Source organism: Streptomyces sp. SAS_281 (assembly GCF_052542855.1).
On record NZ_JBMNDO010000036.1, the window covers coordinates 1 to 25,007 of the forward strand.

Below are 25,007 nucleotides of genomic sequence, written 5' to 3' on the forward strand. Positions count from 1 at the left end.
TCCGCTTCGCTCCAGAGGGCTGTGAACCGGCTCGCTTCGCTCCCCGGCCCGCGCAAAGCGCGGGCGTTCCCTCCGCTTCGCTCCGTGAACGCAGTGAACGGGCCTCGCTTCGCAATGCCCCTGATGGGCAGCCACTTCATGGCTGTCCATCAGGGGGTTCCGCTTCGCTCCACCCTGGCCCGTCCGCTCCACCCCGGCCCGTCCGCTTCGCTCCCGGGCCAAGAGACCCGCTTCGCGGGCAGCTGACTACAGGGAGGCGCCGGGGGCAATGGCGTGCAACTCCTCAGTGTGCTTCATTTTGAAGTGCAGATTATAACTGGACTCATGCCCCTCCACCGGAGGGAGGGCAGTGGTCGCCCTGCAGTCCACGGGACCAGTGAGGGTTCCGCCCGAGCAGGGTCAAGGTCTCCGACAGGGGCGTCACCGGCGCGGACGGTGGCAGGGCCGGGGCGAAGAAGGCGTCGGGCCCTCGTGTCTGCTCGTCGGTCGGTACGCGACGCGCCACTTGCAGGGCCGCCGCCCAGATGTCTCCCGGAAGTTGCACCTCCAGTGCGAGGGTGCGGGCGAGGTCCCAGGCGTGCACTACGAGGTCGAGGAAGTGGAATGAGACGGCCAGCCGGCCGGGAACCGCGCGGCCCAGTTCGGGCAGCACGAACTCCGACTCGCCTCCGCCCGCTTCGGCGAACGGCACGATGAGCGCGGCCACGGACTCCCCGTAGGCGCGTGCCGGATCGGCGGTGATGTCCGCGACCCGCCAGTGTGCAGGCAGCCCGCCCTCGCCCCGTGCGGCCGCAGCGAAGCCGTGGTTCTGCGCCGTCATGTGCGCGAGGAGATCAAGCAGGGACCAGCCGGAGCAGGGAGTCTGCCGGTCCCAGGTCTCTGTACCGTCGCCGGCAGCGGCGTCGGCCGCGCAACGCACGAGACGTAACGTCTCCAGCGCGGCGATGCGGTCCAGCTCCACGAAGTTCGTCACGCGTCCTCCAGGCGGACGAGGCCCTGCGGCCAGGGAGTCTTGCCGGTGAGCATGGTGCGGGCCCGGCCCCACACGGCGTCCGGGTCAAAATCCTCGGCCTCCCAGGCGGCGGCCCTCATCGTGCCGCGGCCCCGGTGAGCCCGAACGACCGCCATGTGGTCGGAGCGGCCGACGAACGCACTGAGCGCGGCCTCGTCGCGCCACACGCTGACCGAGCCTGAGCGCCGGCCCGCCACCTCGGCCCACAGCCACATGCCGAGCGCGCCCGGCGTCTTCGGCCAGGTGCGGCGAAGACGCAGGCCCGAGAGAGCGATCGCGCCCGCCTGCGGATGACTCGTCGCGGTGAAGTCGGTGACGCTCACGACGACGGGGCACAGGGCCAGCGGTACGGGGCCGGAACGCCAGCGGGTGCGCAGCAGCCGGTAGGTCACAGGTCGAGTGGTCATGACGCCGAGCATAAAACTAAACGATCGGTCGTGCTAATACTTTGTCGTGCTCGATCGGGGCCAATAGCAGCACAATTTCAGATCGTTTGGGGCACCAGTGAAGGATCCGTTGCCGTCGCCAGCAGCCTGGAGATGATGCCTGTCCGCGCCCGGTCGTACGGCAGGGTCTCCGCGGTCAGGAGCGAGTGCGCGTTGGCCGTCTCCATGAGCGCCACCAACTCGAAGGCCAGCTGCGCCATGTCGCTGTCGCCGCGGAGTTCACCGCCTGCCCGCGCGTCGACCGCGCAGCCCTCCACGTACGCCATCCACGTGGCCAGCGACTGCACGAGCGCGTCGTGGACCGGGCCCTGTCGGGCGTCGAACTCGGCCATCACTGCGGAGAAGAAGCAGCCTCCGGGAAACACCCGGCGCTGCGAGTAGTCGAGCCAGCTCCCGCAGAGGTGCGCAAGGCGGGCCACTCCGGAGGGAATGCCGTCCACCGGCTCCAGCACCTCGTCGGCGAAGATCCTCGAAGCGGCCCGGACCGTAGCCAGTTGTAGCTCCTCCTTGGAACCGAACAGCGCGAACACCCCGCTCTTGCTCAGCCCGAGCTCGGTCGCAAGCCGTCCCACCGACAGGGCTTCGAGCCCCTCGACGGAGGCGATGTCAACGGTCCGGCGCAGCACGAGGCGCCGGGTGCGATTGCCGCGCTCGACCCGTCCATCCGCCTTGGGGGCGCCCGCCCCGGCGCTGATGTCGTTGCTGCTCACCCGCCCAGTCTGCCAGCACAGCTGGTGCGACCGAGGGGCGGCTGCCGGTGCCGGAGAAGTCTTGGCCAAGGGCACGGAGGCGCCTCCGGAACAGAAGGAGAGCGTGCCGCACCCCCAACAACGGGGATGCGGCACGCTCTTCAGGTGCCGGGGCCAGCAGGGCGCTCAGTAGAGGAAGGAGTACATGTTCCAGCCTCTGCTGTCGTTCTTGGGCCCGCCGATGACCTTCGCCTTGGGCTTGTACGGTGCCGCGGCATTGCCGGTTCCTGCGTACTGCCACAGCACACCCGCTGAGTCGCGGGCGAAGAGGTCGGTTCGGCCGTCCTTGTTGACGTCGCCGGTGGAGATGAGCCAGTTGTACTGGTTCCAGCCGCTGCCGATCTTGGTGCGCTTGGCGTACGGGGCGGCGGCGTCGCCGGTGCCCTTGTAGAGCCACAGGACGCCGGACTTGTCGCGGGCGACGAAGTCGTTCCTGCCGTCACCGTCCAGGTCGCCGTTGCCGGCGAAGGCGGTGTAGATGTCGAAGCCGTAGCCCACCTTGGCGCGCTTGGCCAGCTTCCCGCTCGTGTACCCCAGGTAGAGGTAGAGGTCGCCCTTCGCGTCACGGGCGAGGATGTCACTGGGCACGTCCCCGCCGAGGTTGCCCGGCGAGAACGTCATGTTGTAGATGTCCCAGCCGTAGCCGACGTCATCGCCCCACATCTCGCTCGGCGGGCGGTAGTTGACGCTGCCGGACGTCCCGAAGGTGTAGATCCCGTCGGCCCGGCCATCACCCGTGTGATCCACCTTGGCCACTGCGCGGATTCCGCTCCAGCCACGTTCCTCACTGCCGTCGGAAACAAGTCCGTCACCCTCGTACGACGGTGACCAGCACACGCGGAACAGGTTGGGGTCGATGCCGCACAGGTTGAACTGGGGGGTCGGTACTGTGGTCGCCGCTGCTGCCGCGGACGGGTGCGTCCGTGCCCGGTCGGACGGCTTCGGGATATCGGCCGCGACCGCGGAAGTGCCTGCGGCAAGGACAGCGGCGAGCGCCGGGACCGCGGCACGAGCGGCTATACGTGTGCGGTACCGGGCGGGGATTCCAGCCACAGAGACTCCATGGGTCGTCGAGTAACGTTCCCGCCAGCATTCGGGTAAGAACGTTGATCTGGCAGCATCGTGACAGTACGTCACGATCACCGACCTGCGATACGTGGTTACGGCGGCCGCGCCGGGCAGTAGCAGCATGGAGCCGGCGGTCCCGCTCGCCGCTTCGGGCTCCACGCCGGTGAACAGGTCCGTCAGCTTGACCTCGCACGGTTCTCGGCCCTCGTACCAGGGCCGGGTCCGGGGCGTCGTCGTCGGTCCTGTTCTGCCCGACGGCTCGTCAGGAACGGTGCAGGGCAGCCGGGCGCCGGCGGCGCAGCGCCGGGCGGGCCGGCAGGAGGGTGCCCGCGGCCACGGTCACGACGACGACCAGGACGATGGCCCCCACCTGGACCGGCGGCAGATAGGGCAGCGATCCGGTGACGGACAGGCTGAACGCGGTGAGGGGGATCAGGGCGGCCAGCGAGCCGACCACCAGTCCGGTGACGGTCACGATCGCCGCCTCGACCCGCAGCATGCGCCGGACCTGGCCGCGCCCCGCGCCCACCAGTCGGAGCAGGACCAGTTCCTGCCGGCGTCCGATGACGATCAGCACCAGGGTGCTGAGGACGGCGATGACGGTGAACCCGCCGACGACGGCGACGGCAACGGCGGTGAGCACCTGGCTCACACCCCGGTCCTCGGACTGGAGGTGCTCCGGGCTCGGGTGCGCGGTCACCCGTGCGCCGAGCACGGCACCGGAGATCGCCTTGTCCACCGCCTCCCGCACGTCCTCCTGGTCGGTGTCCGGGACGACCCGGGCGAGGATGCGGGTGTCCAGCGGCGCGGTCACGTGCCGCGCCAGTGCCTCGCGGGCGAACAGGAAGTCGCCGAGTGCTAGGCCCCGTTGGTAGACCGCGACCACCCGCAGGGAGGCGGTGACGCCGTCGCCGTAGCGCAGCCGCACCGTGGAGCCGACCCCGGCGTCCAGCGCATCGGCCCGGGCTGCGCCGAGCGCGACGGTTCCCTCGCGCAGGTCCCGCAGGGAGCCGGAGGTGACGTCGGGGTCGAGCGTGGCGGGCAGGGCGCCGGGCGTGACGCCCACCACCGGGAGCCGTTCGAGGACGGGGTCGCCGGCCTCCTTCCCGGCGAGGACGACCGTGCTGTGGAGTGCGCCCGTGGCGGCCTCGACGCCCGGTACGGCGGCTACGCGGCGGGCGGCCCCGGCGGGCAGTCCGGCGTCCTCGGTGGTCACGACGAGGTTCGCGCGCATCGCCTGCCGCGCCTGGGCGCTGCCCTCGTGGTCCATGGTGGCGCCCGCCGCGAGCTGGACGCCCACGAAGGCGACGACCAGGGCGACCGGGGTGATGGCCGCCCCCAGTTGGCGCGAGTTCGCGGTGGTGGACGCGGCGGCGAGGTAGCCCCCGGTGCCGCCGAGTCTCCGTGCGGGCGGTGCGAGCAGGCGCAGGGCGCCCCGGGCGATCCAGGGGCCGAGGAGCGCGCAGGCGATCACCAGGGCGAGGGCTGCGCTGCCCGCCGCCATGGCCGCGAGTTCTCCCGACTGCAATGCCGCGGTGCCCGCGGAGCTGAGGCCCGCGAAGAGCACGACGAGGCCGGTCGCGGTGCGGCCCCGGCCGGGCCGGCCCGGTTCGCTCTGGGCCTCGCCGAGCGCCTGGGCGGGGCGGATTCTGGCGATGCGGCCGCAGGCCAGGGCGGCCGCGGCCCGGGCCACGGCCAGGGTCAGGAGGGCCGTCAGGGCCGGGGTCGCGAACATCCAGGGCAGGGCCGGGAGGTCGAGTCCGACGGGGACGGCGCCGCGGTCGCGCAGCATCCGCAGCAGCGTCAGGAAGACCGGGACGGCGCCCACCGCGCCGACCGCGGCCGCCGTGGTGGCGATGCCGGTCACCTCCCGGCCGACCGTCGCCCGCAGCTGCCAGGGGGTCGCTCCGACCGCGCGCAGCAGCGCGAGCTCCCGGGCCCGCTGGTGGACCGCCTGGGTGACCGTGCCGGCCACCACGAGCACGGCGATCATGAGGACGGTCGCGCACAGCATGGCCAGCAGGCTGAGCAGGCCGGTCCGGCTCGGCGCCGCGTCCAGGAACTCCGCCTGGCCGCGCCCGTTGCCGGTCAGGACCCGCAGCAGGGAGCTGTCCTGCGGGTCCCGGCTGCCCGCGGCGGCGTCACGGGCGGGATGGTCGCCGGCCAGGGCCTTGCGCAGGGCGGGGTAGAGCTCGTGCACGCTCACGCCGTCGTCGGCGACCACGCCGATGGCGTCGACGGTGCCGGGGTGGCCGGACAGCCGGACGGCCTCGCCCTCGGTGAAGAAGACGGCGCCCTGGTGGGCGAGTCCGGTGTCGTCGGCGTCGCCCTGCGGGGCGACGACGCCGGAGACGATGTACTCGGCGGGTGCGCCGAGCGTCTGGAGCCGGAGCCGGTCGCCGGGGCGTACGCCTGCGCGTGCGGCGAGATCGCCGTCGACCGCCACCTGGCGGGCCTTGTCGGGCGCCTGGCCCGCGCGCAGGGTGAACGGGGCGAGTGCCGCCGTCGGCCAGCCGTGGCCGTACACGGGCGCGGTGCCGGAGTCGCTGTCCGGTCCGGGCACGCCCCGGCCGTCGGGGGTGGCGAGGGCGACCGGGAAGCTGCGGTCCGGGACGGCGGCGCGTACGCCGGGCACCTCGGCGAGCCGGTCCACGACACCCGCGGGGACGCGGACGCGTTCGGTGAGGGACTGGGTGACCGTGGTCATGGGGTCGCCCCAGGGCTTGGCCCGGTAGCGGGTGGTCTGGTCGGCGGCGACGACGGCGGTGGTCGCCTCGTACCGCTCGACGTGGGCGTGGCCCACGAACGCCGACAGGGCGGCCAGGGCGAAGCTGCCGAGGAGCAGCGCGGTGAGCACGAGGGCGGCGAAGACGGCGGTCCATGCCTTGCGGTGCAGCCGCATGGAGCGGCGGGCGAGGAAGCGGGCGGTGCGCCGGCCGCGCCCGACCGGCTCGCCGTACGGCTTCCGGGAGCCGGTGCGGCCGGCGGGCGGCCGGGGGCCGACGGGCACGGTCATCGCTCCCCGAGCCCGGCGAGCAGCCGGGCCACGGTCTCCGGCTCGGGGCGGTCCTCGCGGGCGACGATGCGTCCGGTATCGATGAAGATCGCCTCGTCGGTCCAGGCGGCGGCCTGCGGGTCGTGGGTCACCATCACCACGGTGTGGCCGGACGTGTCCACGGCCTCGCGCAGCAGCCGCAGCACCTCGCGGGCGGTGACGGGGTCGAGCGCCCCGGTTGGTTCGTCGGCGAAGACCACGGCGGGGTCGGTGACCAGGGCCCGGGCGATGGCGACGCGCTGCTGCTGGCCGCCCGAGAGCCGGAGCGGGGAGTCGTCCGCGCGGTCGCCGAGTCCGACGGCCGCCAGCATTCTGTGGGCGCGCTCGCGCACGGCGGGGTCCTGGGGGTTCATGCCGCGCAGCAGCAGCGGCAGGGCGGTGTTCTCTCCGACAGTGAGCGACGGTACGAGGTTGAGGGACTGGAAGACGAAGCCGATCCGGTCCCTGCGCAGCCGGGTGAGCGCCGCCTCGGACAGCCCGGACAGGTCGGTGCCGCCGACCCTTACCGTGCCGGAGGTGGGCTGGTCGAGCCCGGCGGCGCATTGCAGGAAGGTGGTCTTGCCGGAGCCGGAGCGGCCCATGACGGCCAGGAAACGGCCCGGCGGCACTTCCATGCTCACGTTGTCCAGCGCGTGGAAGTCCCTCCCGCCGCGCCGGTAGCGCCGGGTGACGGATTCGAGGGTGAGCGCGTCGGCGCCCGCCGCCTCCGCTTGTGCGGGCCCGAGGGCCCGTTTCCTCATGCGCAGTGCCATTGGTTCGCCTTCCGGGTCGTGCTCCTGCCGCGCCTCTGTGGCGACGGTAGGGCCGCGGCCGGGGTCGGCACGATGGAGCGCTCACCCGTGTACGGGTTCAGCCGGCACCACCCGGCTTCCGGGTGGCTGAGTCCACTGACCGGGGGCCCTGCCGCCAACTACGGTGCCTTCATGGCGTACCTCTCGTCCCAGCTCCGGCGGTCCTGGCAGGCGTCCTGCCAGCTGTTCTTCGGGCTGCCGGTGGCCATGGCCGCGTTCCTGGGCTGCTTCGCGGTCCCGGCCGGGGTGTTCTTCACGCTGGTCCTGGTCGGCGCTCCGGCGTGGCCGGAGATCGTGCGTGGACTGCGCCGGTTCGCCGGATACGAACGGGTGCGGGCCGGCGGGTGGCTGGGGAAGCCGGTTCCGGAGCTGTATCTGCCGCTGGACGGCTCGCCGAGCGACCGGGTGCGCCTGGCGCTCACCGATCCCGGCACGTGGCGGGACGCGCTCTGGCTGCCGTACGCGACCCTCAGCATCCTCGGCTTCAGCGCGGTCGTGCTGGTGCTGTGGCCGGTGGCGCTGCTCGTCGACGGTGCGGCGGCCGTGTTCGGCCCCCGGCCCCGCGCGTTGCCGGTGTTCGAGAGCCTGGCGGACGTACAGGCCCGGTGGACCGCCGCGCTGTTGAAGCCGTCGCCATCGGCGAAACTCGGCCAACGTGTCGCGGAGCTCTCCGAGTCCCGGGCCGGGGCCATGGAGTCGCACAGCGCCGAGCTGCGCCGTATCGAACGTGACCTGCACGACGGGGTGCAGGCCCAGCTCGTGGCGTTGTCCATGCGGGTCGGGCTGGCGCGCCAGCAGGTGAGGAGCGACCCGGACGCGGCTACGCGGTGGCTGGCGGAGGCCCAGGAGGGGATCGATGCCACGCTCGCGGCGTTGCGGGGCATCGTGCGTACGGTGCATCCCCCGGTTCTCACCGATCGTGGACTGGCCGGGGCGGTGCGGACGCTCGCGGTCTCGGCGGACATTCCGGTGGAGATGAACCTGGCGGCCGTGGAGAGCGGTCACCGGCTGCCGGCGGCCGTGGAGGCCGCGGTCTATTTCGTGATCGCGGAGTGTCTGACGAACATCCGTAAGCACAGTGGGGCGACCCATGCCTCAGTACGCTTCGCCAGGGCCGACGGGTTCCTCCAGGTCGTCGTCACCGACAACGGGCGCGGCGGGGCCGAGGAGCACGGCGGGAGCGGGCTGCTCGGCATCCGCCGCCGGATCGCGGCGCTCGACGGCACGAGTGAGATCACCAGCCCTCCCGGGGGGCCGACGAGGACGAAGGTGGAGCTGCCATGCGGATCCTGATCGCGGAGGACAACGCGTTGCTCCGGGAGGGGATGACGCTGCTGCTGACGCACAACGGCCACGAGGTGGTGGGGACGTGCGTGTCGGGGCCGGAGATCATGCCGATGCTGCGCCGCACCCGGCCGGACGCCGCGGTCCTGGATGTGCGGTTGCCGCCGAGCTTCCGCGACGAGGGCCTGCGCGCGGCGGTCGCGGCCCGGCAGGAGTTCCCGGACCTGCCCGTTCTCGTACTGTCGCAGTACGTCGAACAGGCTTACGCGGCCGAGCTGCTGGCGCTCGGCGCGCGCGGGATCGGTTATCTGCTCAAGGACCGGGTGGGCCGGGTCGAGCAGTTTCTGGAGGCCCTGGAGCGCATCGTCGAGGGCGGCACGGCGCTGGACCCGGAGGTGGTCAACGAGATCATCCAGCAGCGGGCGTCGGCGCGGGCACTGGACGGGCTGACGGCGCGTGAGCACGAGGTGCTGGAGCTGATGGCTCAGGGGCTGGCGAACGCGACCATCGCGGAACGGCTGTTCGTCACGGAGCGGGCGGTCAGCAAACACATCCGGGGCATCTTCGACAAGCTGAACCTGCCTGCGGAGGGCACCAGCGTCCACCGCCGTGTGCTGGCAGTCCTCGCGTATCTGGGGAACGACATCACGGGCGAGGCGTCGCGGTAGACCGCAGACGTCTCTGTGTGGTGTCAGCCGAAGTCACCGATGTCGGTGCACGTCCTGCGCAGCGCCTTCAGCCGGCCGTTCTGCTCCGTGACGTACTCCGGGACCGACCCGGCCTTCAGGTCCTTGCCGGCGGCGGACCGTAGTTCCTTCGCGGTCTTCTCGGCGGCGTCGCGCAGTTCGCCGTCGGCTGTCCTGCCGGCGATCTTGTCGATCCTGTCGGCCCGGTCCCGTACGTCCTTGCGGGCCTCGTCCGCGCTCGACGGGTCCGGGTCGAAGAGCGCGACGTCGAGGATGTCGAGGCACAGGTCGCCGCGGTCCAGCGCGTCCTGCGCGGAATCGCAGGCGGTCAGTCCGAGTGCGGCCGGCACGGCGATGATTCCGCCGGCCAGGAGTGCGGTCCACCTCCGGTGCGGTCCCGATGAGCGGGTCCGCGGGCCCGGTGACGACTTCATAGAGCTTTCTCTCCCTGAGTACGTGGTCAGCTCGCGGACCGGCGCCATCGGACGACCGCCCAGATCACCGCGATCGCGTCAAGGGTGAAGCCCGCGCTCATCACGGCGGTGTAGGCCGCGTCGTCCACGGCGTGCGAGACCACGGAGGTGAGCATGGCGCCCGCGAGGAACACCAGCAGTGGCGGCGCGTACCACGCTCCTCTGGCTTTGCGGGGGGCGCGGTCCTCGTCGTAGTCGGTCGAACGTGCCATGAGAACTCCTGTTTCGCTCCGTGCGCGTCACGCGGTCCCCCCGCGCCGTCCCCTCCATGCTGCCGGGCCGGGGGGTGCGGGTCAGTACACCGCGCACCCGAACCGGGGTGAAGCCTGCACCACCATCCGGGGCTGTCGTACCGCCGCTTTCGCCGACCAGCCGCCGCGGAGCAGCTGTGCGGCGCCGGCAGCGGCTGAGGGGTCAGCCGAGGACGAGCGGAAGCCGTGCCGCCAGGCCGCCCAGTTCCGCCGTCTGCGCGGCGGTCGGTGTGCGGCGCCCCGTGCCGATCCGCAGCGCGTCGGCGTCCGCCAGCGAGGCGGGGAACGTGGCGTTCGCGACGGACTCCAGCGCGGTGCGGGCCATGGCCAGGGTCTCGGCGGGCGGCCCCGGGGCGGCGGGCAGGTGGGCCACCAGGTCGAGGTGGTGCAGGGTGCCTTCGAGGACGTACGCCGAGAGATAGTCGGCGACCGTGAGGACCATGTCCTGTGTACGGACCCGGGCGGCCGGGTCCGCGAGACCGGCGGCGCGGACAGCCGCTGTGCCGACGTCGTCGATGTGGTGCTTGAGCAGGCGCGGTTCGCCGTACGCCGCCGCCAGGCGGGGGATGAGCGCGTCGAGCGGGTCGTCGCCCGTCGGGAGCTGGGGCAGGAGGTCCCAGTAGCCGGGCGCGTCGGTCGTGGCGGGCCCGTCGGCGGGGGTGGCCAGGGTGATCAGGACGTCCTGCGCGTCGATGACCAGGTGGCACACCAGGTCCCGGACGAGCCACCCCGTACAGCCGGAAGGTTTCGGGAAGTCCTCGTCGGGAAGACCGGCCACGGCGTCGAGCAGCGCTGTCCAGGAACGCGAAAAGGCATGCATGGGTGCACGCTAGGGTGTGCGCGCCTCATCCGTAGTGGCGCAACTGCGGCCACGTCTTGGCCCAGGGACGGCGCGGCCCGGTACAGACGTAGACGTGACCGCCCTGTTCCACGTTGTGCATGCCGTACGGGTTGGTGAGTCCGGCGGCCACGGTGACGTGCCGGAAGTAGCGGCGCAGCCGGGCGGCGTAGTCGGGGGCGTGCTCCGGGCCGGGGGCCACGGCCAGGACGGTGGTGGCGGCCGGGTCGCCGGGGCCCCACCACCAGTCGGTGTTGTGGGCGCTCACGGCGTGCGGCAGGCCGGTGCCGCGCCCGAGTTCGTTGAGGGCGCCGGCTTCTCCGTAGTCGGCCGTGTAGATCACCGCGTGTGCGCGCTGCTCCGGGGGGAGGCCGTCCCATACCTGGTGCACGGTGCCGACGAGTCGGGGCCAGCCCAGGGTCTCCCCCGTGTTCGTGCTGACGCCGTACGTCCAGGCGGCCGCGCCCGGCGGCAGGACGGGGAGGACGATGACGGCGAGCAGCGCGGTCGAGGCTGCCGTCGCGATCATGAGGTCCCGCAGGCGGTCGCGGCGGGCGTGCAGCCATCCGTCGAGCCCGACGGCGCCGGCCGCCAGCAGGCACACGTACAGACCGCCCAGGTAGTAGATCTGGGCCCCTGTGGTGACCGCGAACAGCACGAACAGCACGGCGTACGCGGCGACCAGGCACTGCCACAGGGGCCGGCCGGAGCGCCAGAGGAAGCGCAGGCCCGCGAACCAGAGGATCGCCGTCGCGAACCCGGTCGTCGCGATCTGGCCGACGATCCAGGTGGGGATGTGGCCCGGGCCTCCGTTCTTCTCGTTGAGCGCCCGGGTCATCTCGAACATCGCCCAGTCGTGGTCTGCCTGCCACCACAGGTCCGGTAGCACGAGCAGCACGGCGAGCGCCGTCCCGGCCAGAAGCCACCGGTCGGCCACCGTGCGCCGGGCCGGGCCGAGCAGGACGGCGGCCACCAGGACGACCCCGAAGATGCCGGCGAGGTGGTTGAACTCGGCCCCGATCCCGGCGAGCGCCCCGGCCGCGAGCCACCAGCGGGTGTCGCCGGTGCGGCCGATCCGTACGACCACGAGCGCGATCGCCGCCCAGGCCAGCACCTCGTACGACGTGGTGTTGGCGAGGTGCGCGCCGCCCAGGAGCACGGGCATGGCTGCGGTCGCGATCGCCGCGACGAGCTGTGTCCGCCGGGTGCCGCCGAACTCACGCGCCGTCAGCCCGCCCACGACGACCGTCCCGGCGGCGGCGAGCGCGGGCCACAGCCGCAGCCCGGCCTCCGATACGCCGAACAGCTCGAGTGAGACGCGCGCCAGCAGCGGGGCCAGGACCGGCTGGTCCACGTAACTCGCCTGGAGGTGCCTGGCGCAGTCGAGGAAGTACAGCTCGTCCATGTGGAAGCCGTAGCGCGTGGACAGCGCCATGAGGAGGGCGAAGACCCCGCCGGCGACGAGGAGCACACGGCGGTCGTACGGGGCGAGGGGGTGGCTCGTGGTGATCGCCGCGGCCGGGCCCGGTCCCGGTGTGTCCGGCTCGTCCGCCATGTCGTCCGTCCCCCCGGTGCCGGTGTCCCGGGGCGTCTCGACGGCCCGGGCGGCCCGTGCGCCGCGGGCCGCACACACCTTAAGCCCTTTTCCTGTAAGGGGAGTTGCCCCTTCATGCTGCGCGGCCTGCGCGACCTGCGTGAGGCCCGGCTCGCCGAGGTGCGTCGCGCCCAGGCGCCCCTCAGGGCCCCGGCCAGGCGATGTCGTCCACGGCGAGGAAGGGTTCGCCGGCCAGTGCCGCCGGGGTGGCCCCGGTGAACGCCATGACGTCGCGGTGCAGGTGTGACTGGTCGGCGTAGCCGGTGTCGGCGGCCACCCGGGCCGGGCCCTCGCCCGCGACCAGGCGGTGGGCGGCGTGGTCGAAGCGGACCAGGGTGGCCGCGCGCTTGGGCGGCAGCCCGAGCTGGGAGCGGAAGCGGGACCACAGCCGCTTGCGGCTCCAGCCGACATCGGCGGCGAGCTCCTCCACTCTGGGCAGGCCGTGCCCGTCGGTGAGCCGCCGCCAGGCCCGCGCCACCTCCGGGTCCACCGGGGAGCCGGCCGCGTACCGGCGCGTGATCAGGGCCTCCGCGAGCGCGAATCGGGCCTGCCAGGACGGGGCTTCGCCGAGTTGTTCGCGGATCCGGGACGCTTCGCGGCCCCACAGGGCGTCCAGCGGGACGACGGCGCCGTCGAGCTCGGAGGGCGGCACGCCGAGGACCGCGCGGGCGATCACGGGGGACAGCCGCACCTGCACGCACTCGACGTCCCGCCCGCGCACCCGTACCGCTCCCCCGGAACCGAGCCCGGGGCCGGCGACGAGGCATCCGCGCTGCTGCTCACCGGTGGCGCGGTCGAGGACGGGCGTGCCGGCGCCGAATTCGAGGAGCAGCGTGACCGCCGGGTGCGGGACCATGCGCAACGCGTCCAGGTCGTGCACGCCGAACCCGGCCATGGTGACTCCGGCCACCCGGCTGGGCCGCCGCGGACGGGCGACGTCCCACGCGGTCGTACCGTGCATGAACGTGTGCACCCTTCCATGCTACGAGGGCCGACCGGAACATTCGTTCAATACGCGGGCGGGGCCGGTCGCGACAGTGGAGCCATGACTGCTTCGAGGACCACCGAGTCGTCGCTCCTCACACTGGACGACGGCGACACCATCCATGTGTGCCAGGACGGGCCGCGCGAGGCTCCCGTGCTTCTGCTGATCCACGGTTCGGCGTCCTCGGCGCGCTCGTGGGACGCGCTCGTACCGCTGCTGACGGGAGCCGGGAGCGGGGCCGGGTCCGGGGCGCACCGCGTCGTGCGCGTCGATCTGCTCGGGCACGGCGGCTCGGACAAGCCGGACGGCGGCCGTTACGCCATTCCCGACCAGGCCCGGCGGGCCGGCGACGTGCTGGACCGGCTCGGTGCCGGGCGGGCCGTGGTGGTGGGGCATTCCAGCGGCGGGGTGACCGCGACGGCCCTCGCCGAGGAGCGCCCCGGGCTGGTGTCGGCGCTGGTGCTCGTCAACACCGGCCCGAACCTGGGTGCGTTCATCGCCACCGGCTCCGGCGCGGCCGGTCCCGCCCAGTGGCCGCCGAGCGACGAGCAGATCCGGCAGCTCGCGAGCACGGGCTTCAGCCGCCCCGGCTACCGGGTGCCGGACGCGCTGCTGGACGAGGTCCGCGCCATGACACCGCACTCCTTCGCGGCCACCATGCAGGCCACCCGCGCGTATATGGAGGAGGGGGCGCTGCCGGAGCGGCTGGCGGTGCTCGGCAAGCCGCTGCTGGTGCTCTTCGGCGAGGACGACCGCCGCTGGCGCTCCTCGTCCGCCGCCGGCTACCGCGCCGTGCCGGGCGCCCGGGTGGAGCTGCTGCCGGGGCTGGGGCACTCGCCGATCCTGGAGGACCCGCCCCGGGTCGCCGCGCCCCTGCTGGACTTCGCCGCCCTGCATCGCTGACGGAAGGACGTCGTGCGGATTCACGTCTCAGGGGCCGGGACCTCCTACGGCCGGTCCAAGGCGGCTTCCACCTCGTCCATGACGTGCTGCCAGTGGGTTCGCCCGCGTTCGCGGTCCTCCGCGCTCGCCAGGTGCTCCTGGTGGAAGCGGAGCATCGTGCGGGTGCCGTCGGCGGCCGGGGTCATGGCCACCTGGAGGGTGGTGGTGCCGTGGGTGACGCGGATGCGGTCCGGCGGGCGGTAGCCGCGTACTTCGCCGGTCACTCCCGCCGCGGTCCGGTACGGCGCACCGCGCTCCGGGGTCAGCGCCGCGTCCGGGCCGAGCCAGAGGGCGAGTCCTTCGGGGCCGCTGATGAAGTCCCAGACGGCGGACGGGGGGTGGGGCAGCGTGCGGGACACGCCGATCTGCCAGCCCGCGTCCCTGGTGAGTCCGGTGGGCATGGGTCATCCTTCCTCGGAGTGGCGGGCGCGCAGCGCCCTGACCTTGTGGCGGTTGCCGCAGTGCTCCATCGAGCACCAGCGGCGGCGGCCGGGGCGCGAGGTGTCCACGTAGACGAGGTGGCAGTCCTCGGCGGCGCAGATGCGGACGCGGTGCGCGTGGGCGCCCGTCAGCAGCTCGACGGCGTCGCGCGCGACGGTGGCGGCCAGCGCCGCCCCTCCGGGGGTGCCGGCCCACCGGCGGCTGCCGTCGGGGGCGATGGCGGGCGCCAGGGCGGGGCGCGCGGCGGCCTCGTTGATGACCGCCAGGTCGCCGGGGGGGTGCGGTTCGCCGCGTGTGTGGGCGATGACCACCCGGAACAGCGCGTCGCGCAGCATCCGTAGCGCCGCGACCTCCTCCGCGGAGACGGCCAGCTCGGGGGTCGGGGTCAGCCGGGAGCGTTCCGCCCAGGCGGTCACGTCGGCGGGCCGGTGCAGGACCTCGTACCGCTGGTAGGGCCCGGGCCCGCCGGTCGTCAGCAGTTCCAGGCACAGGGTGCCCGGGTCGAACCGGTAGGCGGCGCCGGTGGTGGACCGCAGGGTCAGTCCCGGGGGCGTGACATCCATGTAACCACTATAAGCGGTTACGAGTGACGCGCGCCACAGTCCCGCCATGTCACATCCGAAGGCCCCGCCCCCATCCCCTGGTTGTCAGCAGCCGATGGAGAAGGGACCGATCATGAACACGCAGCGGGAGACTCGTACGGACGGCGAGCACCACGTGGTGATTCTGGGGGCCGGGTACGCGGGCATGGCCGCCGCCGTGCAGCTGGCGGCCCGGACGGGGAAGCGGCGGGACGCGGTGCGGGTGACCGTGGTGAACGCGGGGGAACGGTTCACCGAGCGGATGCGGCTGCACATGACCGCCGCCGGCCGCCCCCTCGACACGATGAGCGTCCCGGAGATGCTGGAGGGCACGGGCGCGCGGTTCACGCGGGGCTGGGTGACGGCGGTGGACGCCGGGGCCAGGACCGTACGCATCGACGACGAACGTGTCCTGTCCTACGACACGCTGGTGTACGCGCTGGGCGGGGTCGCCGACACCTCGCCGGTGCCCGGCGCCGACGACTACGCGTACACGCTGAGCAGTGCCCAGGACGCGCGGCTGCTCGCCGACCGGCTGAAGGGCCTCGGTGGCGAAGACCCCGAGGGCGGCGAGGACCGCGAACGCGGCAACGGCACTGTGGTCGTCGTCGGCACCGGCCTCACCGGCGTCGAGTCGGCGGCCGAGATCGCCGAGCGGTACCCCCGCCTCGACGTGGTGCTGCTGGGCGGCGAGGAGCCCGGCGCGGCCATGAACGACAAGGCCCGGGCGCATGTACGGGCCGCCCTCGACCGCCTCGGCGTGCGGGTCAGCAGCGGCGTCCGTGTGGCGAAGGTGCTCGCCGGTTCGGTGGAGTTGGAGGGCGGCGAGAGCATCGCGGCCGACGCGGTCCTCTGGACGGGCGGCACCCGGGTGGCACCGCTCGCGGCCGCCGCCGGACTGGAGGTGGATGAGCGCGGACGGGTCGTCACGGACCAGGCGCTGCGCTCCGTTTCGCACCCCGAGGTGTACGCGGTCGGCGACGCGGCCGCTATCCGCCAGGGCTACGGGGTCATGCACGGGACCTGCCAGGGCGGCATGCCGACCGGGGTGCACGCGGCGCTGTCGATCGACCGGGTCCTCCGGGGCAAGGAGCCGAAGCCCTTCCGGTTCGGCTACTACCACACGCCGGTGAGCCTGGGCCGGGGCGACGCGGTCGTGCAGTTCACCCGGCCCGACGACAGCCCGCGCCGAATCTGCCTGGTGGGCGCGATGGCCGTCCGGTACAAGGAGACCGTGACAGCCTCGCCCTGGCCGACGTACGGCCGTATGAAGAAGATGCCCGCGTCGGGCGCGTTCTGGCCTCGCGGAGGCCGCTTCACCCGCATCCGAGGGGACAAATGACCAGCGCCGCCGACCGCTTCGCCCATCCCGACCGTTTCGCCCATCCCGGTCAGCAGGTCTTCCTGGAGTACCGGCGCCTGCTGTTCTCCGTGGCGTACCGCGTCCTCGGCACCGCCGCCGATGCCGAGGACGCCGTCCAGGACGCCTGGCTCAAGTGGTCCGCCGCGGACCGTTCGCAGGTGGCCGACCCCAAGGCGTACCTGACCAGGATCGTGACCAACCTGGCGCTGGAGCGGCTGCGCTCCGCCCGGTACAAGCGGGAGACGTACGTCGGGCCGTGGCTGCCCGAGCCCATCCTGACCGGCGGGGGCGCCCCCGAGGCGGTCCCGGACGCCGAATCGGCCGCGCTGGGCGCCGAGTCGGTGTCGATGGCCATGCTGGTGGTGCTCGAAACGCTCAGTCCGCTGGAACGCGCGGTGTTCGTGCTGAAGGAGGTGTTCGCCTTCAGCCACGCCGAGATCGCCGAGGCGGTGGAGCGCTCCGAGGCGGCGGTACGGCAGGCCGCGCACCGCGCCCGTGAGCACGTGCGGGCCCGGCGTCCGCGCTTCGAGGCGGACCGGGCCAGGCAGCGCGAGGCGGCGGAACGTTTCCACGCCGCCGCGACGGGCGGTGACGTCAACGCGCTCCTCGAACTCCTCTCCCCCGACGTCACCCTGTGGACCGACGGCGGCGGCAAGGTCCGCCAGGCCCTGCGCCCGGTGACCGGCGCGGCCACGGTGGCCGGCTGGTTCTCGGCGATCGGCACGGTCGCCTACCAGGGCGTCGAGCCGGCCGACATGAAGGCCGGGCTCGCGGAGATCAACGGCGGGCCGGGGCTCGTGTTCAGCGGCCCGGACCGCGTCATCGCCACCATGACCTTCGACTTCGACGCGCAGGGGCGCATCACCGCGATCCACAACGTGGCCAACCCGGACAAGCTGCGGGCGGTCTCCGAGGGGGTCGCGTACGACATCGGGGCACGGTAGCCCTCGCCCGATCGGGTCGAAAACCGGCGGCGCCGCTCCGCCTTCCGCGCCTGCCGGTGGCGCGGCTACAAGATCGTCAACGAGTCGCCACCGGCTCGGCGGAGCGCGCCCGTTCGTCGCTGCGCCACGTCACCGACACGGCCGGGCCCCGGCCCGGACCCGTACGAAGGAGATCCCGTGATCGCACAGGGCAAGCGGATCCTCGGCTCCCTGGCCATGGCATTCGCCGCCGCGGCCTCGCTGACCGTCGCCGTACCCGCAGGGTCCGCCTACGCCATCGACCACGTGGAGTGCATCGGCGGCGCGGACTTCCTGAAGATCTACTCCCACCTCGACGGCCGTCAGAGCGTCGACTGCTACGCCAACGCCGGCCGGACCGACTTCGGCGGCTGGTGGGCCGACCGGATCGTCACCGGCAACAACGACCTCATCTACTACGACGTCAACGGGGACTCGGTCCGGATCAACCGCTGGACGGACATCACGTTCCCGAACAACCCGCCCCGGATCAAGAGCATCCAGATCCTGTGAGCGCCCGGAAGTGAACCACCGGCCACCGCCGTGCGCGAACGGCGGTGGCCGTCAGACCACGTCGAACTCGTTGCCCTCCGGGTCCAGCATGGCGGTGGCGCAGAAGTCCATGTCCGGCAGCTCCCTGACCTCCGCGACCGTGGCACCGGCCTCGACCAGCCGCGCCACCGTGGCATTGACCCGCTGCTTGCGGACCTCCAGCGGGACGCCGCGCCCCCCGCCGACCTTGAGGTCGAAGTGCCACCGGTTCTTGACCGCCTTCACCTCCGGGACCCGCTGGAACCACACCCGCGGCCCGTGCCCGGCGGGATCGACGATCGACTCCGGCACGTCCCCGGCGCCGGGCGCGAGCTCCTCCGCGGGCACCCCCATGTCCTCCCAGTAGGCGCGCCAGCTGTCATGCCCCTCCGGCGGCGGCTCGGGGACGTAGCCCAGGGCCCCGGCCCAGAAGGCCACCATCCGCTGCGGGTCGGCGCAGTCGATCACCAGCTGCATCGTCATCCCGGCCGTCATCCCGGGCTCCCTCTCACTCTCCATCGCCGAAGCATCGCAGGCGGGTCCGACAACGCAGCGGGAGCGCCTTGACCTCAAGTCCGCTTGAGGAACGAGTCTTGCACCATGACTACCGACGAGGTGCAGCGGCAGCTGCGACACCTGACCGACCGCGCCGAGATCACCGACCTCCTGGACCGCTTTCTCCGTTCCCTGGACCACGGAGTCCTCGACGACGAGTGGGCCCGCGCGTTCCACACCGAGGACGTCACCGCCGAGATGCCCATCGGCACCGTCCATGGCCGCGACGCCGTGCTGGACCGCGTGCGGCAGGGCATGGCGCTGTTCGACCGGACCGTGCATTTCGGTACGAACAACGTCATCGACATCGACGGCGACAGGGCCACGGCTCGTGGTGCCCAGCTGAGCACCCACGTCCACGCGGACGGCTCGGAGGGCGTCTTCGTCTCCGCCGGGCACACCGACACCGAGCTGGTCAGGACGGCCGACGGCTGGCGGATCTCCGCCACCGCGCTGCGGATCGTGTGGACCCGGGGAAATCCGCCGCGCCTGCCCGCGGAGTTCGTACCGGCCGCCGTCTGACGCGCACACCCCGGTGTGGCGGGGGTCACCGGAACCCGCCGGGACGGCCGGAGAGGTAGAGGTGTGAGATGTGATGATCAGGAAGACGGGGAGCGCATGCGCACACGCATCAGGGCGGGCGACCGCCAGGCGTTCGCCGCGCTCTACGAGGAGTACGCGCGGCCGGTCTACAACCATGCCTACCGGCTGACGGGTGACTGGTCGACGGCCGAGGAGGTCATGTCCGAGACCTTCCTCGCCGCCTGGCGCACCCGGCAGGCCGTCGAGCCGGAGGGCGGATCGCTGCTGCCGTGGCTGCTCGGCATCGCCACGAACAAGGCGCGCAACGCCAACCGGGGCACCGGCCGACGGATCGCTTTCCTGGCCCGCCGCCCCGCTCCCGATCCCGTCGCGGACATCGCGGACGCCGCTGCCGGGCAGGTGGACGACGCCCGGCGGCTCGCCGCGGTCCGGGAGGCGCTGGACGGACTGCGCCGCCAGGACCGCGAGGTGCTGGCCCTCTGCGTCTGGTCCGGCCTCGACTACGCGGAGGCCGCCGAGGCGCTGGGCGTCCCGGTCGGCACAGTGCGGTCGCGGCTGTCCCGCGCCCGCGAGCGGCTGAGGCGGCTCACGGACGAGCGGCTGGCCCGGGAACGGAACGACCACGCCACGGAACCCCGCCCCCGTCGCGGAGAGGTACAGGGCAGGGCCGCGTTCGTGGCCCTGCCCCTCCAGGAGGAAGCCCGATGAACGACCGCACCTCCGGCCCCACCCGGGCCGAACGCGAGGAGCTGGCCCGGCTGCTGCCGGCCCCGGCCGAACGGGACCTGCCCCCGGGGCGCCATCTCCACCACAAGGAAACCCTGATGCAGCTGATCGACCAGGACGGCGACCGCGCCACCGCACGCCCCCGGCCCCGCCTCCTGCGCCCCGCCGTCCTGCTGCCCGCCGCCGGACTGGCCCTGGGCGGGATCCTGTTCACGACCCTCGCCGTGACGGGCCGGGACCAGACCCCCCGCACCGCCGCCACGGCCACGGCCCCGCGCGGCGCGACCGTGCTGCTGGACCGGATCGCCACGGTCGCCTCGAAGAGCGACGCGCTCGAGGTCGCCGACGACCAGTACGTGTACGTCAGGACGTTGCAGACCGAGAACGAGGGCGCGTTCGGCGGTCCGGTGAAGCTGGGCGAGCCCGGTGAGCGCGAGGTCTGGATGACCCAGAAGGCGGGACCGGTGATCAATGAGGGGCTGATCCACCAGGACGGCAGGTACTACCCGATCACGGTCGGCGTCCCGGACGGCGAGAAGCCCGTCGGCTACCCGGCGGGCCTCAACCGGCCCACGTACACCTGGCTCGCCTCCCTGCCCACCGGCCCCGACGCCCTGCTCCGCAGGCTCGCCGCCGAGATCACCGCGGACCAGGACGCGCGCGACACCCCGGCCGACGAGCGGGACCCGGACCAGGACGCCTTCGAGGCCATCGGCGAGCTGCTGCGGGAGACCCTGATGCCGCCGAAGACCGCCGCCGCCCTGTACAAGGCCGCGGCGAGGATCCCCGGCGTGAGCGTGGACACCGACGCGGTGGACGCGGCCGGCCGGCACGGTATCGGCGTGGCCCGGGACAACGAGCGCGCCGGCTGGCGCACCGTCTGGATCTTCGACGCGAAGACCCTGGCGTACCTGGGCGAGCGGACCTACCTCATCCGGGACACCGCCATGGGCAGGAAGGGCACCGTCACGAACACGTCGGCGGTCCTGCAGCGCGCGGTGGTCGACGCCCTCCGCGAGAAGCCGTCGGCCACGGCCTGATCCGGGCCGCGGGGACCTAACCTGACGCCATGACGGACGCGGTACGGGGAAGCGGCGAGGCGGCATCCTGGCGTCCCGAAGGGGGACTAGGCGGGGCGCCCCTCGCCGTACCGAACGCGCTCGGCGCACTGTGGGCGGTCCGGCACGGGCAGAGCACCGCCAATGCCGCCTTCGCCGAGGCGGGTGCGACGCCCCTGGAAGGCCGCGACCGCGACGTACCGCTGTCCGCACTCGGGCGGGCACAGGCACGGGCGCTCGGGCGATGGCTGGTGGAGCACGCCGGGGACCTGGACCTCGTCGTGTGCTCGCCGTACCTACGGGCTGGGCAGACCTGGCAGGTGATGGCCGGGTACGCGGCCGGTGAGGGCGTCGCTCCGCTTCCGCTTCTGGTGGACGAACGGTTGCGTGACCGGGAGATGGGCGTCTTCGAGCTGTACCCGCCGGCCGCGCTGGTGGCGCGGGACCCGGAGGAGGCAGCGCGCCGGGACCGGCTGGGCGAGTGGTTCCATCGCCCGCCGGGCGGGGAATCCCTCGCCGATGTCGCCCTGCGGGTGCGCGGTTTCCTCGCCGATCTGGAACGGGCCGCGCCCGGGCGGCGGGTGCTGATCGTCGCCCATGACGCGGCGGTCGTCGCCGTCCGCTTCGCCCTGGCGGGCCTCGGGGCGGCGGCTCCCGAGAGCGTGCCGCCGGTGCCCAACGCGTCGCTCTCCCACTGGCAGGGCGACGGCCACCGTCTGAGCCTGCGGCTCTGGGGCGGGACCGCGCATCTCTGATACGGCCCCGGGCGACCGATACGACCACGGGCCGCGCTCAACGCGGTGGTCATGGGCGGCCGGCTCCTGCCGGCCGTCGGCGCGGGCCGGGCGCCGATGCGTGCCGGGCGCCGATGCGTGCCGGGCCTCGGTGCCCGGGCCGTTCCGCGCCGTGGCCGTGGCCGTAGCCGTGGCTTCGACGATGCCGCTGGGCGTGCTCAAGGGAACGGCCTTCCTGTCGGTGGCCGCGGCCGTGCGGCTGTGCCGGGACGCTCCTCTTCGGTCGGGCCGGATGAGCGGGCCCGGACGCGGCCCCGGATATCGTCGGCCCATGCACTTCACGAGGCGGCGTACTGGGGGGGGCGCATCTGCTGGTGCTCGATGGCTCCCGGGGGCCCGGCCCGGACCGCCCCCTCCCTCGGGGAGCTCACGGACCAGCCCCTGTGAGCCGGGGCTCGTCACCACCACTCCTCGGGGAAAGCGACGGACCACATGACCGGTGACAATGTGCTGGAGATCCTGGACCTGCTGCGGAAGGCCGGTGCGGAGGTCTGGGTCGGCGGGGGCTGGGGCATCGATGCCCTGGTGGGGCGGCAGACCCGGGAGCACCAGGATCTGGACCTGATGCACCGCCTGGAGCAGGAGCCGGCCGTCGTCGCCGCTCTTGCCGCGGCGGGGTTCACCGAAACGCTCGACTGGCGGCCCGCTCGGTTCGTCCTCGCGGACGGGGCGGAGCGTCAGATCGACCTGCACCCCCTGTCGTTCGGCCCCGACGGGAGCGCACGCCAGGAGTCGCTGGAGCCCGGGAAGCCGTTCGTCTATCCGGCCGACTGCTTCGTCACGGGCAGCGTCGGGGGCCGTACCGTGCCCTGCCTGTCCGCCGCCCAGCAGGTCCGCTTCCACCAGGGGTACGAGCCCAGGGACCGGGACCTCCACGACATGGCCCGGCTCCGCGAGACGTTCGGGGTCAGCACGCACTTCTGATCCTGGAGCGAGGCGTGACCGGTGGCCCGTCCGCGTACGGGAAGCGCTCGAAGGTGGCTTGAGGCGCGCTCGTGGAGCGCCCCGATGCGCCGGACGAAACACCCGTACGCGCGGGGCCGGGTGCTTGAATGGCCCCGATCAGTACGGTATTCGACCCAGGGGGGGCGAAGTCCGCCATGCGGAAGTCGTATTACGCAGCACACGTCTACATGATCGTCGGAGTGGTCTCCGGGCTCTTCTACCGGGAGTTCACCAAGATCAAGGACTTCCACGGCGACACCCAGTTGGCGCTCATGCACACCCATCTGCTGGCGCTGGGCATGCTCGTCTTCCTGATCGTCCTCGCCCTGGACAAGGTCTTCGGGCTGTCCGGCTCGAAGCTGTTCACCGCGTTCTTCTGGTTCTACAACATCGGCATCGCCATCTCGACGGCGATGATGGGCGTCCACGGCATCCTGACCGTGCTCGGGCGCGACGAGGACCACATCGCGGAGGTCGTGCCGCTGACCGCCGGGCTCGGCCACATCCTGTTGACCGTGGGGCTGGTCCTGCTCTTCATCCTGCTCGGCAAGCGCGTCAACGAGCACGTCAAGCCGGCCGCGGGGACCGCGGGCGCCGCCTGACCCCGCACATGGGGGCCCTCGATTATTACGGCGTAATAATCGAGGGCCCCCACGTCGTGCGCAGCCCGCTACCGCGCCGGCGCCTGGAACGTCACCTCGGGATTGCCCGGCGTCGGACCGTCGAGCAGACGCTGCGGTACGCCCTTGAGGTGGAGGTCGAAGAAGGCGGCGACGTAGTCGCGGGTGATGTCGCCGGAGCGATCCGCGGGCAGCGGGGCCGAGGGGTCGGTGATGCCCAGTTCCGCCGCGAGGACCGGCAGGTCGGTGAAGGTGAAGTGGCCGGCGTCGGCAACCGTGAGCCACCTCTTCCAGCCGTCGAGGCGCTTCCAGTCCCGGTCCCACGTGGTGTCGAAGGTGCCGCCGGAGGCGTGGTCGACTTCGGTGCCGAGCATCATGAACGGCCGGCCCCGGAGCCCTGCGGCGGGGACCCGGTCGTAGAACGTGCCGTCCATGTTCACGCCCGCGCGCACGCGCCGGTCGGCGGCCATCGTGGACGCGGCGGAGTCACCGCCGATGGAGTGCCCGGCCATGCCGACGTGCCGCCGGTCGATCATCGAGGCGTACCGCCAGGCGGGGTGACGGCCGGTCAGCCGGTCCAGCAGGAACGACACGTCCTTGGCCCGACCCCGGGCGACCTCCGCGAGTCCCGCGTCACCGGCCCGCTCCACGTAGTCGCAGGCGGCGCACGGCAGGACGCGCCCGCCCGGGAAGACGGTGGCGACGGACTCGTGGGCGTGGTCCACGACGGCGACGACGTACCCCCGGGACGCCAGGTCGGTCGCGAGGTGCGTCAGCGTGAAACGGCTCTGCCCGAACCCGGGCGACAGCACGACGAGCGGGAACCGCCCGGGCGCGGGCGCGGCGCCGGTGCGCGCGTGCGTCTCGGTGGCCGCGATGACCTCGGGCGCGACGGCCCCGCCCAGCCCCCTCGAATCCAGAAGCATTTCCGCCTCCTTCGCGCTCATGTACGGGGCGCGCACCCTGGTCCCGGCCCGCGCCGGATGGAACACGGACACCAGCAGCTCGCGTGCGCCCGCCGCCGGTACGTACGGGTCGGCGCGCCCGGTGTCCCGCAGGTGCAGGGTGCTCTCACCGACGGCGTACGGCCCGGTCGGCGCGGGGAGCCGCAGCTGCGGGGCGGGGACGGCGGCGACGGACGTGCCGGGGGCGGGCTGCGGGGCGGCGGCGACGGCAGGGGTGACGGCCGTCGCGCCCAGGGCGAGGACGAGGAGCGTGGCGGCCACGGCGTGGTGACGAGTTCTCATGATCCGAACGCTAGGCGGGGGCCGGGCGCGTCGACGTCCGCCCACGGGACGCGATCCGGTACCTCTCGGGTCGCAAGGGCGGGGCGTGCGCCCTACTACGGGCCTACCGGCACGCGGTGACCGGGAGCGGGCGGCGGGTCCAGGGGTTCTTGGCCGCCGGCCGCCGTCGAAGTCCTGTCCTCTGCCGCGACGGCGAACGCTCGCCGCGACGGTGCGCGTCACCCGCGATCTCGGCCTCGCCGAGGAGTGTGCCCAGGACGCGTACGCCCAGGCGCTGCGGAAGTGGGACGCGGGCGGTGTCCCGGAGCGGCCGGGCGCCTGGCTGACCACCGTCGCACGCAACCGCGCGAAGGACGTCCTGCGCCGGGGGTCCGTCCTGCGCTCGGCCCTGCCGCCGCTGGTCATGGACGACGTCGTGCCCGGGCCGCAGGACGGGGAGGATCTCCGGGCCGTCGACGACGACTGGT

Annotated in this window: 27 protein-coding genes and 1 pseudogene; 13 read left to right on the forward strand and 15 right to left on the reverse strand. The window is 73.0% G+C overall.

Features of this window, described 5'->3' with window-relative positions; all coding sequences use genetic code 11:
• Nucleotides 1-322 precede the first annotated feature (322 nt).
• The 6 genes from ACN6LM_RS16110 to ACN6LM_RS16135 form a co-directional block, all read right to left on the reverse strand.
• Nucleotides 323-973, reverse strand: a complete 651-nt coding sequence (locus tag ACN6LM_RS16110) for a TIGR03086 family metal-binding protein (RefSeq protein WP_445066041.1) — start codon at nucleotides 971-973, stop codon at nucleotides 323-325.
• Nucleotides 970-1,419, reverse strand: coding sequence for a hypothetical protein (locus ACN6LM_RS16115; RefSeq protein WP_445066042.1), 450 nt, complete (start codon nucleotides 1,417-1,419; stop codon nucleotides 970-972). The genes ACN6LM_RS16110 and ACN6LM_RS16115 overlap by 4 nt, the downstream gene beginning before the upstream one ends.
• 77 nt (nucleotides 1,420-1,496) lie before the next feature.
• Nucleotides 1,497-2,168 (reverse strand): TetR/AcrR family transcriptional regulator, encoded by a 672-nt coding sequence (locus tag ACN6LM_RS16120; RefSeq protein WP_445066043.1) that lies wholly within the window; start codon nucleotides 2,166-2,168, stop codon nucleotides 1,497-1,499.
• 165 nt (nucleotides 2,169-2,333) lie between these two features.
• A complete protein-coding gene (locus ACN6LM_RS16125) occupies nucleotides 2,334-2,963 on the reverse strand; it encodes an FG-GAP repeat domain-containing protein (protein ID WP_445066044.1) in 630 nt (209 codons plus the stop codon).
• A gap of 574 nt (nucleotides 2,964-3,537) precedes the next feature.
• A complete protein-coding gene (locus ACN6LM_RS16130) occupies nucleotides 3,538-6,291 on the reverse strand; it encodes an ABC transporter permease (protein ID WP_445066045.1) in 2,754 nt (917 codons plus the stop codon).
• On the reverse strand, nucleotides 6,288-7,082 hold the full coding sequence (locus tag ACN6LM_RS16135) for an ABC transporter ATP-binding protein (RefSeq protein ID WP_445066046.1): 795 nt from the start codon (nucleotides 7,080-7,082) through the stop codon (nucleotides 6,288-6,290). The genes ACN6LM_RS16130 and ACN6LM_RS16135 overlap by 4 nt, the downstream gene beginning before the upstream one ends.
• 171 nt (nucleotides 7,083-7,253) lie before the next feature.
• On the opposite strand from ACN6LM_RS16135, the gene ACN6LM_RS16140 reads away from it, so the two are divergent.
• Complete coding sequence (locus tag ACN6LM_RS16140) at nucleotides 7,254-8,414, forward strand: sensor histidine kinase (protein WP_445066047.1); 1,161 nt, start codon at nucleotides 7,254-7,256, stop codon at nucleotides 8,412-8,414.
• Nucleotides 8,402-9,073: a response regulator transcription factor gene (locus tag ACN6LM_RS16145; RefSeq protein WP_445066048.1), complete on the forward strand. Its 672-nt coding sequence runs from the start codon at nucleotides 8,402-8,404 to the stop codon at nucleotides 9,071-9,073. The genes ACN6LM_RS16140 and ACN6LM_RS16145 overlap by 13 nt, the downstream gene beginning before the upstream one ends.
• A gap of 23 nt (nucleotides 9,074-9,096) precedes the next feature.
• Here the strand turns inward: ACN6LM_RS16145 and ACN6LM_RS16150 are convergent, their stop codons facing one another.
• The 5 genes from ACN6LM_RS16150 to ACN6LM_RS16170 form a co-directional block, all read right to left on the reverse strand.
• Entirely contained in the window at nucleotides 9,097-9,525 is a 429-nt protein-coding gene (locus tag ACN6LM_RS16150; RefSeq protein ID WP_445066049.1) for a hypothetical protein, read from the reverse strand.
• 26 nt (nucleotides 9,526-9,551) lie between these two features.
• Entirely contained in the window at nucleotides 9,552-9,776 is a 225-nt protein-coding gene (locus tag ACN6LM_RS16155; RefSeq protein ID WP_445066050.1) for a hypothetical protein, read from the reverse strand.
• A gap of 202 nt (nucleotides 9,777-9,978) precedes the next feature.
• A complete protein-coding gene (locus ACN6LM_RS16160) occupies nucleotides 9,979-10,635 on the reverse strand; it encodes a maleylpyruvate isomerase N-terminal domain-containing protein (RefSeq protein ID WP_445066051.1) in 657 nt (218 codons plus the stop codon).
• 25 nt (nucleotides 10,636-10,660) lie between these two features.
• The gene (locus ACN6LM_RS16165; RefSeq protein ID WP_445066052.1) at nucleotides 10,661-12,286 is read right to left on the reverse strand and encodes an ArnT family glycosyltransferase; all 1,626 of its coding nucleotides are present in this window, start codon (nucleotides 12,284-12,286) and stop codon (nucleotides 10,661-10,663) included.
• A 103-nt stretch (nucleotides 12,287-12,389) separates the two neighbouring features.
• On the reverse strand, nucleotides 12,390-13,220 hold the full coding sequence (locus ACN6LM_RS16170; RefSeq protein ID WP_445066053.1) for a helix-turn-helix domain-containing protein: 831 nt from the start codon (nucleotides 13,218-13,220) through the stop codon (nucleotides 12,390-12,392).
• 72 nt (nucleotides 13,221-13,292) lie between these two features.
• Between ACN6LM_RS16170 and ACN6LM_RS16175 the strand changes: the two genes are divergently transcribed.
• Nucleotides 13,293-14,135, forward strand: a complete 843-nt coding sequence (locus tag ACN6LM_RS16175) for an alpha/beta fold hydrolase (protein WP_445066054.1) — start codon at nucleotides 13,293-13,295, stop codon at nucleotides 14,133-14,135.
• A gap of 44 nt (nucleotides 14,136-14,179) precedes the next feature.
• Here the strand turns inward: ACN6LM_RS16175 and ACN6LM_RS16180 are convergent, their stop codons facing one another.
• Both ACN6LM_RS16180 and ACN6LM_RS16185 read right to left on the reverse strand, forming a co-directional pair.
• Nucleotides 14,180-14,575 carry an SRPBCC family protein gene (locus ACN6LM_RS16180; protein WP_445066055.1) on the reverse strand — a complete coding sequence of 132 codons (396 nt, stop codon included), beginning with the start codon at nucleotides 14,573-14,575 and terminating at the stop codon, nucleotides 14,180-14,182.
• Between the two features lie 3 nt (nucleotides 14,576-14,578).
• Nucleotides 14,579-15,178, reverse strand: a complete 600-nt coding sequence (locus ACN6LM_RS16185) for a CGNR zinc finger domain-containing protein (protein WP_445066056.1) — start codon at nucleotides 15,176-15,178, stop codon at nucleotides 14,579-14,581.
• 112 nt (nucleotides 15,179-15,290) lie between these two features.
• Here ACN6LM_RS16185 and ACN6LM_RS16190 point away from each other — a divergent pair, with 112 nt between their 5' ends.
• From ACN6LM_RS16190 to ACN6LM_RS16200, 3 genes are all read left to right on the forward strand, one after another.
• The gene (locus ACN6LM_RS16190; RefSeq protein WP_445066057.1) at nucleotides 15,291-16,538 is read left to right on the forward strand and encodes an NAD(P)/FAD-dependent oxidoreductase; all 1,248 of its coding nucleotides are present in this window, start codon (nucleotides 15,291-15,293) and stop codon (nucleotides 16,536-16,538) included.
• Nucleotides 16,535-17,503, forward strand: a complete 969-nt coding sequence (locus ACN6LM_RS16195) for an RNA polymerase sigma-70 factor (protein ID WP_445066058.1) — start codon at nucleotides 16,535-16,537, stop codon at nucleotides 17,501-17,503. The genes ACN6LM_RS16190 and ACN6LM_RS16195 overlap by 4 nt, the downstream gene beginning before the upstream one ends.
• Nucleotides 17,504-17,680: 177 nt before the next feature.
• The gene (locus tag ACN6LM_RS16200) at nucleotides 17,681-18,034 is read left to right on the forward strand and encodes a beta/gamma crystallin domain-containing protein (RefSeq protein ID WP_445066059.1); all 354 of its coding nucleotides are present in this window, start codon (nucleotides 17,681-17,683) and stop codon (nucleotides 18,032-18,034) included.
• 51 nt (nucleotides 18,035-18,085) lie between these two features.
• Here the strand turns inward: ACN6LM_RS16200 and ACN6LM_RS16205 are convergent, their stop codons facing one another.
• On the reverse strand, nucleotides 18,086-18,571 hold the full coding sequence (locus ACN6LM_RS16205; RefSeq protein WP_445066060.1) for a VOC family protein: 486 nt from the start codon (nucleotides 18,569-18,571) through the stop codon (nucleotides 18,086-18,088).
• 81 nt (nucleotides 18,572-18,652) lie between these two features.
• On the opposite strand from ACN6LM_RS16205, the gene ACN6LM_RS16210 reads away from it, so the two are divergent.
• The 6 genes from ACN6LM_RS16210 to ACN6LM_RS16235 all read left to right on the forward strand — a co-directional run bounded on the left by ACN6LM_RS16210 (nucleotide 18,653) and on the right by ACN6LM_RS16235 (nucleotide 23,275).
• Nucleotides 18,653-19,129, forward strand: coding sequence for a nuclear transport factor 2 family protein (locus ACN6LM_RS16210; protein ID WP_445066061.1), 477 nt, complete (start codon nucleotides 18,653-18,655; stop codon nucleotides 19,127-19,129).
• A 96-nt stretch (nucleotides 19,130-19,225) separates the two neighbouring features.
• Nucleotides 19,226-19,858, forward strand: coding sequence for an RNA polymerase sigma factor (locus tag ACN6LM_RS16215; RefSeq protein ID WP_445066062.1), 633 nt, complete (start codon nucleotides 19,226-19,228; stop codon nucleotides 19,856-19,858).
• On the forward strand, nucleotides 19,855-20,916 hold the full coding sequence (locus ACN6LM_RS16220; RefSeq protein WP_445066063.1) for a CU044_5270 family protein: 1,062 nt from the start codon (nucleotides 19,855-19,857) through the stop codon (nucleotides 20,914-20,916). The genes ACN6LM_RS16215 and ACN6LM_RS16220 overlap by 4 nt, the downstream gene beginning before the upstream one ends.
• A gap of 29 nt (nucleotides 20,917-20,945) precedes the next feature.
• The gene (locus ACN6LM_RS16225) at nucleotides 20,946-21,689 is read left to right on the forward strand and encodes a histidine phosphatase family protein (RefSeq protein ID WP_445066064.1); all 744 of its coding nucleotides are present in this window, start codon (nucleotides 20,946-20,948) and stop codon (nucleotides 21,687-21,689) included.
• A 471-nt stretch (nucleotides 21,690-22,160) separates the two neighbouring features.
• On the forward strand, nucleotides 22,161-22,652 hold the full coding sequence (locus ACN6LM_RS16230; protein WP_445066065.1) for a nucleotidyltransferase domain-containing protein: 492 nt from the start codon (nucleotides 22,161-22,163) through the stop codon (nucleotides 22,650-22,652).
• 176 nt (nucleotides 22,653-22,828) lie between these two features.
• Nucleotides 22,829-23,275 carry a DUF2871 domain-containing protein gene (locus ACN6LM_RS16235; protein WP_445066066.1) on the forward strand — a complete coding sequence of 149 codons (447 nt, stop codon included), beginning with the start codon at nucleotides 22,829-22,831 and terminating at the stop codon, nucleotides 23,273-23,275.
• 68 nt (nucleotides 23,276-23,343) lie between these two features.
• Here ACN6LM_RS16235 and ACN6LM_RS16240 read toward each other — a convergent pair whose 3' ends face one another.
• The gene (locus tag ACN6LM_RS16240; RefSeq protein ID WP_445066067.1) at nucleotides 23,344-24,540 is read right to left on the reverse strand and encodes an alpha/beta hydrolase family protein; all 1,197 of its coding nucleotides are present in this window, start codon (nucleotides 24,538-24,540) and stop codon (nucleotides 23,344-23,346) included.
• On the opposite strand from ACN6LM_RS16240, the pseudogene ACN6LM_RS16245 reads away from it, so the two are divergent.
• A pseudogene (locus tag ACN6LM_RS16245) lies at nucleotides 24,539-24,898 on the forward strand (sigma factor); the annotation flags it as partial. The gene ACN6LM_RS16240 and the pseudogene ACN6LM_RS16245 sit on opposite strands and share 2 nt — an antisense overlap.
• Nucleotides 24,899-25,007 lie beyond the last annotated feature (109 nt).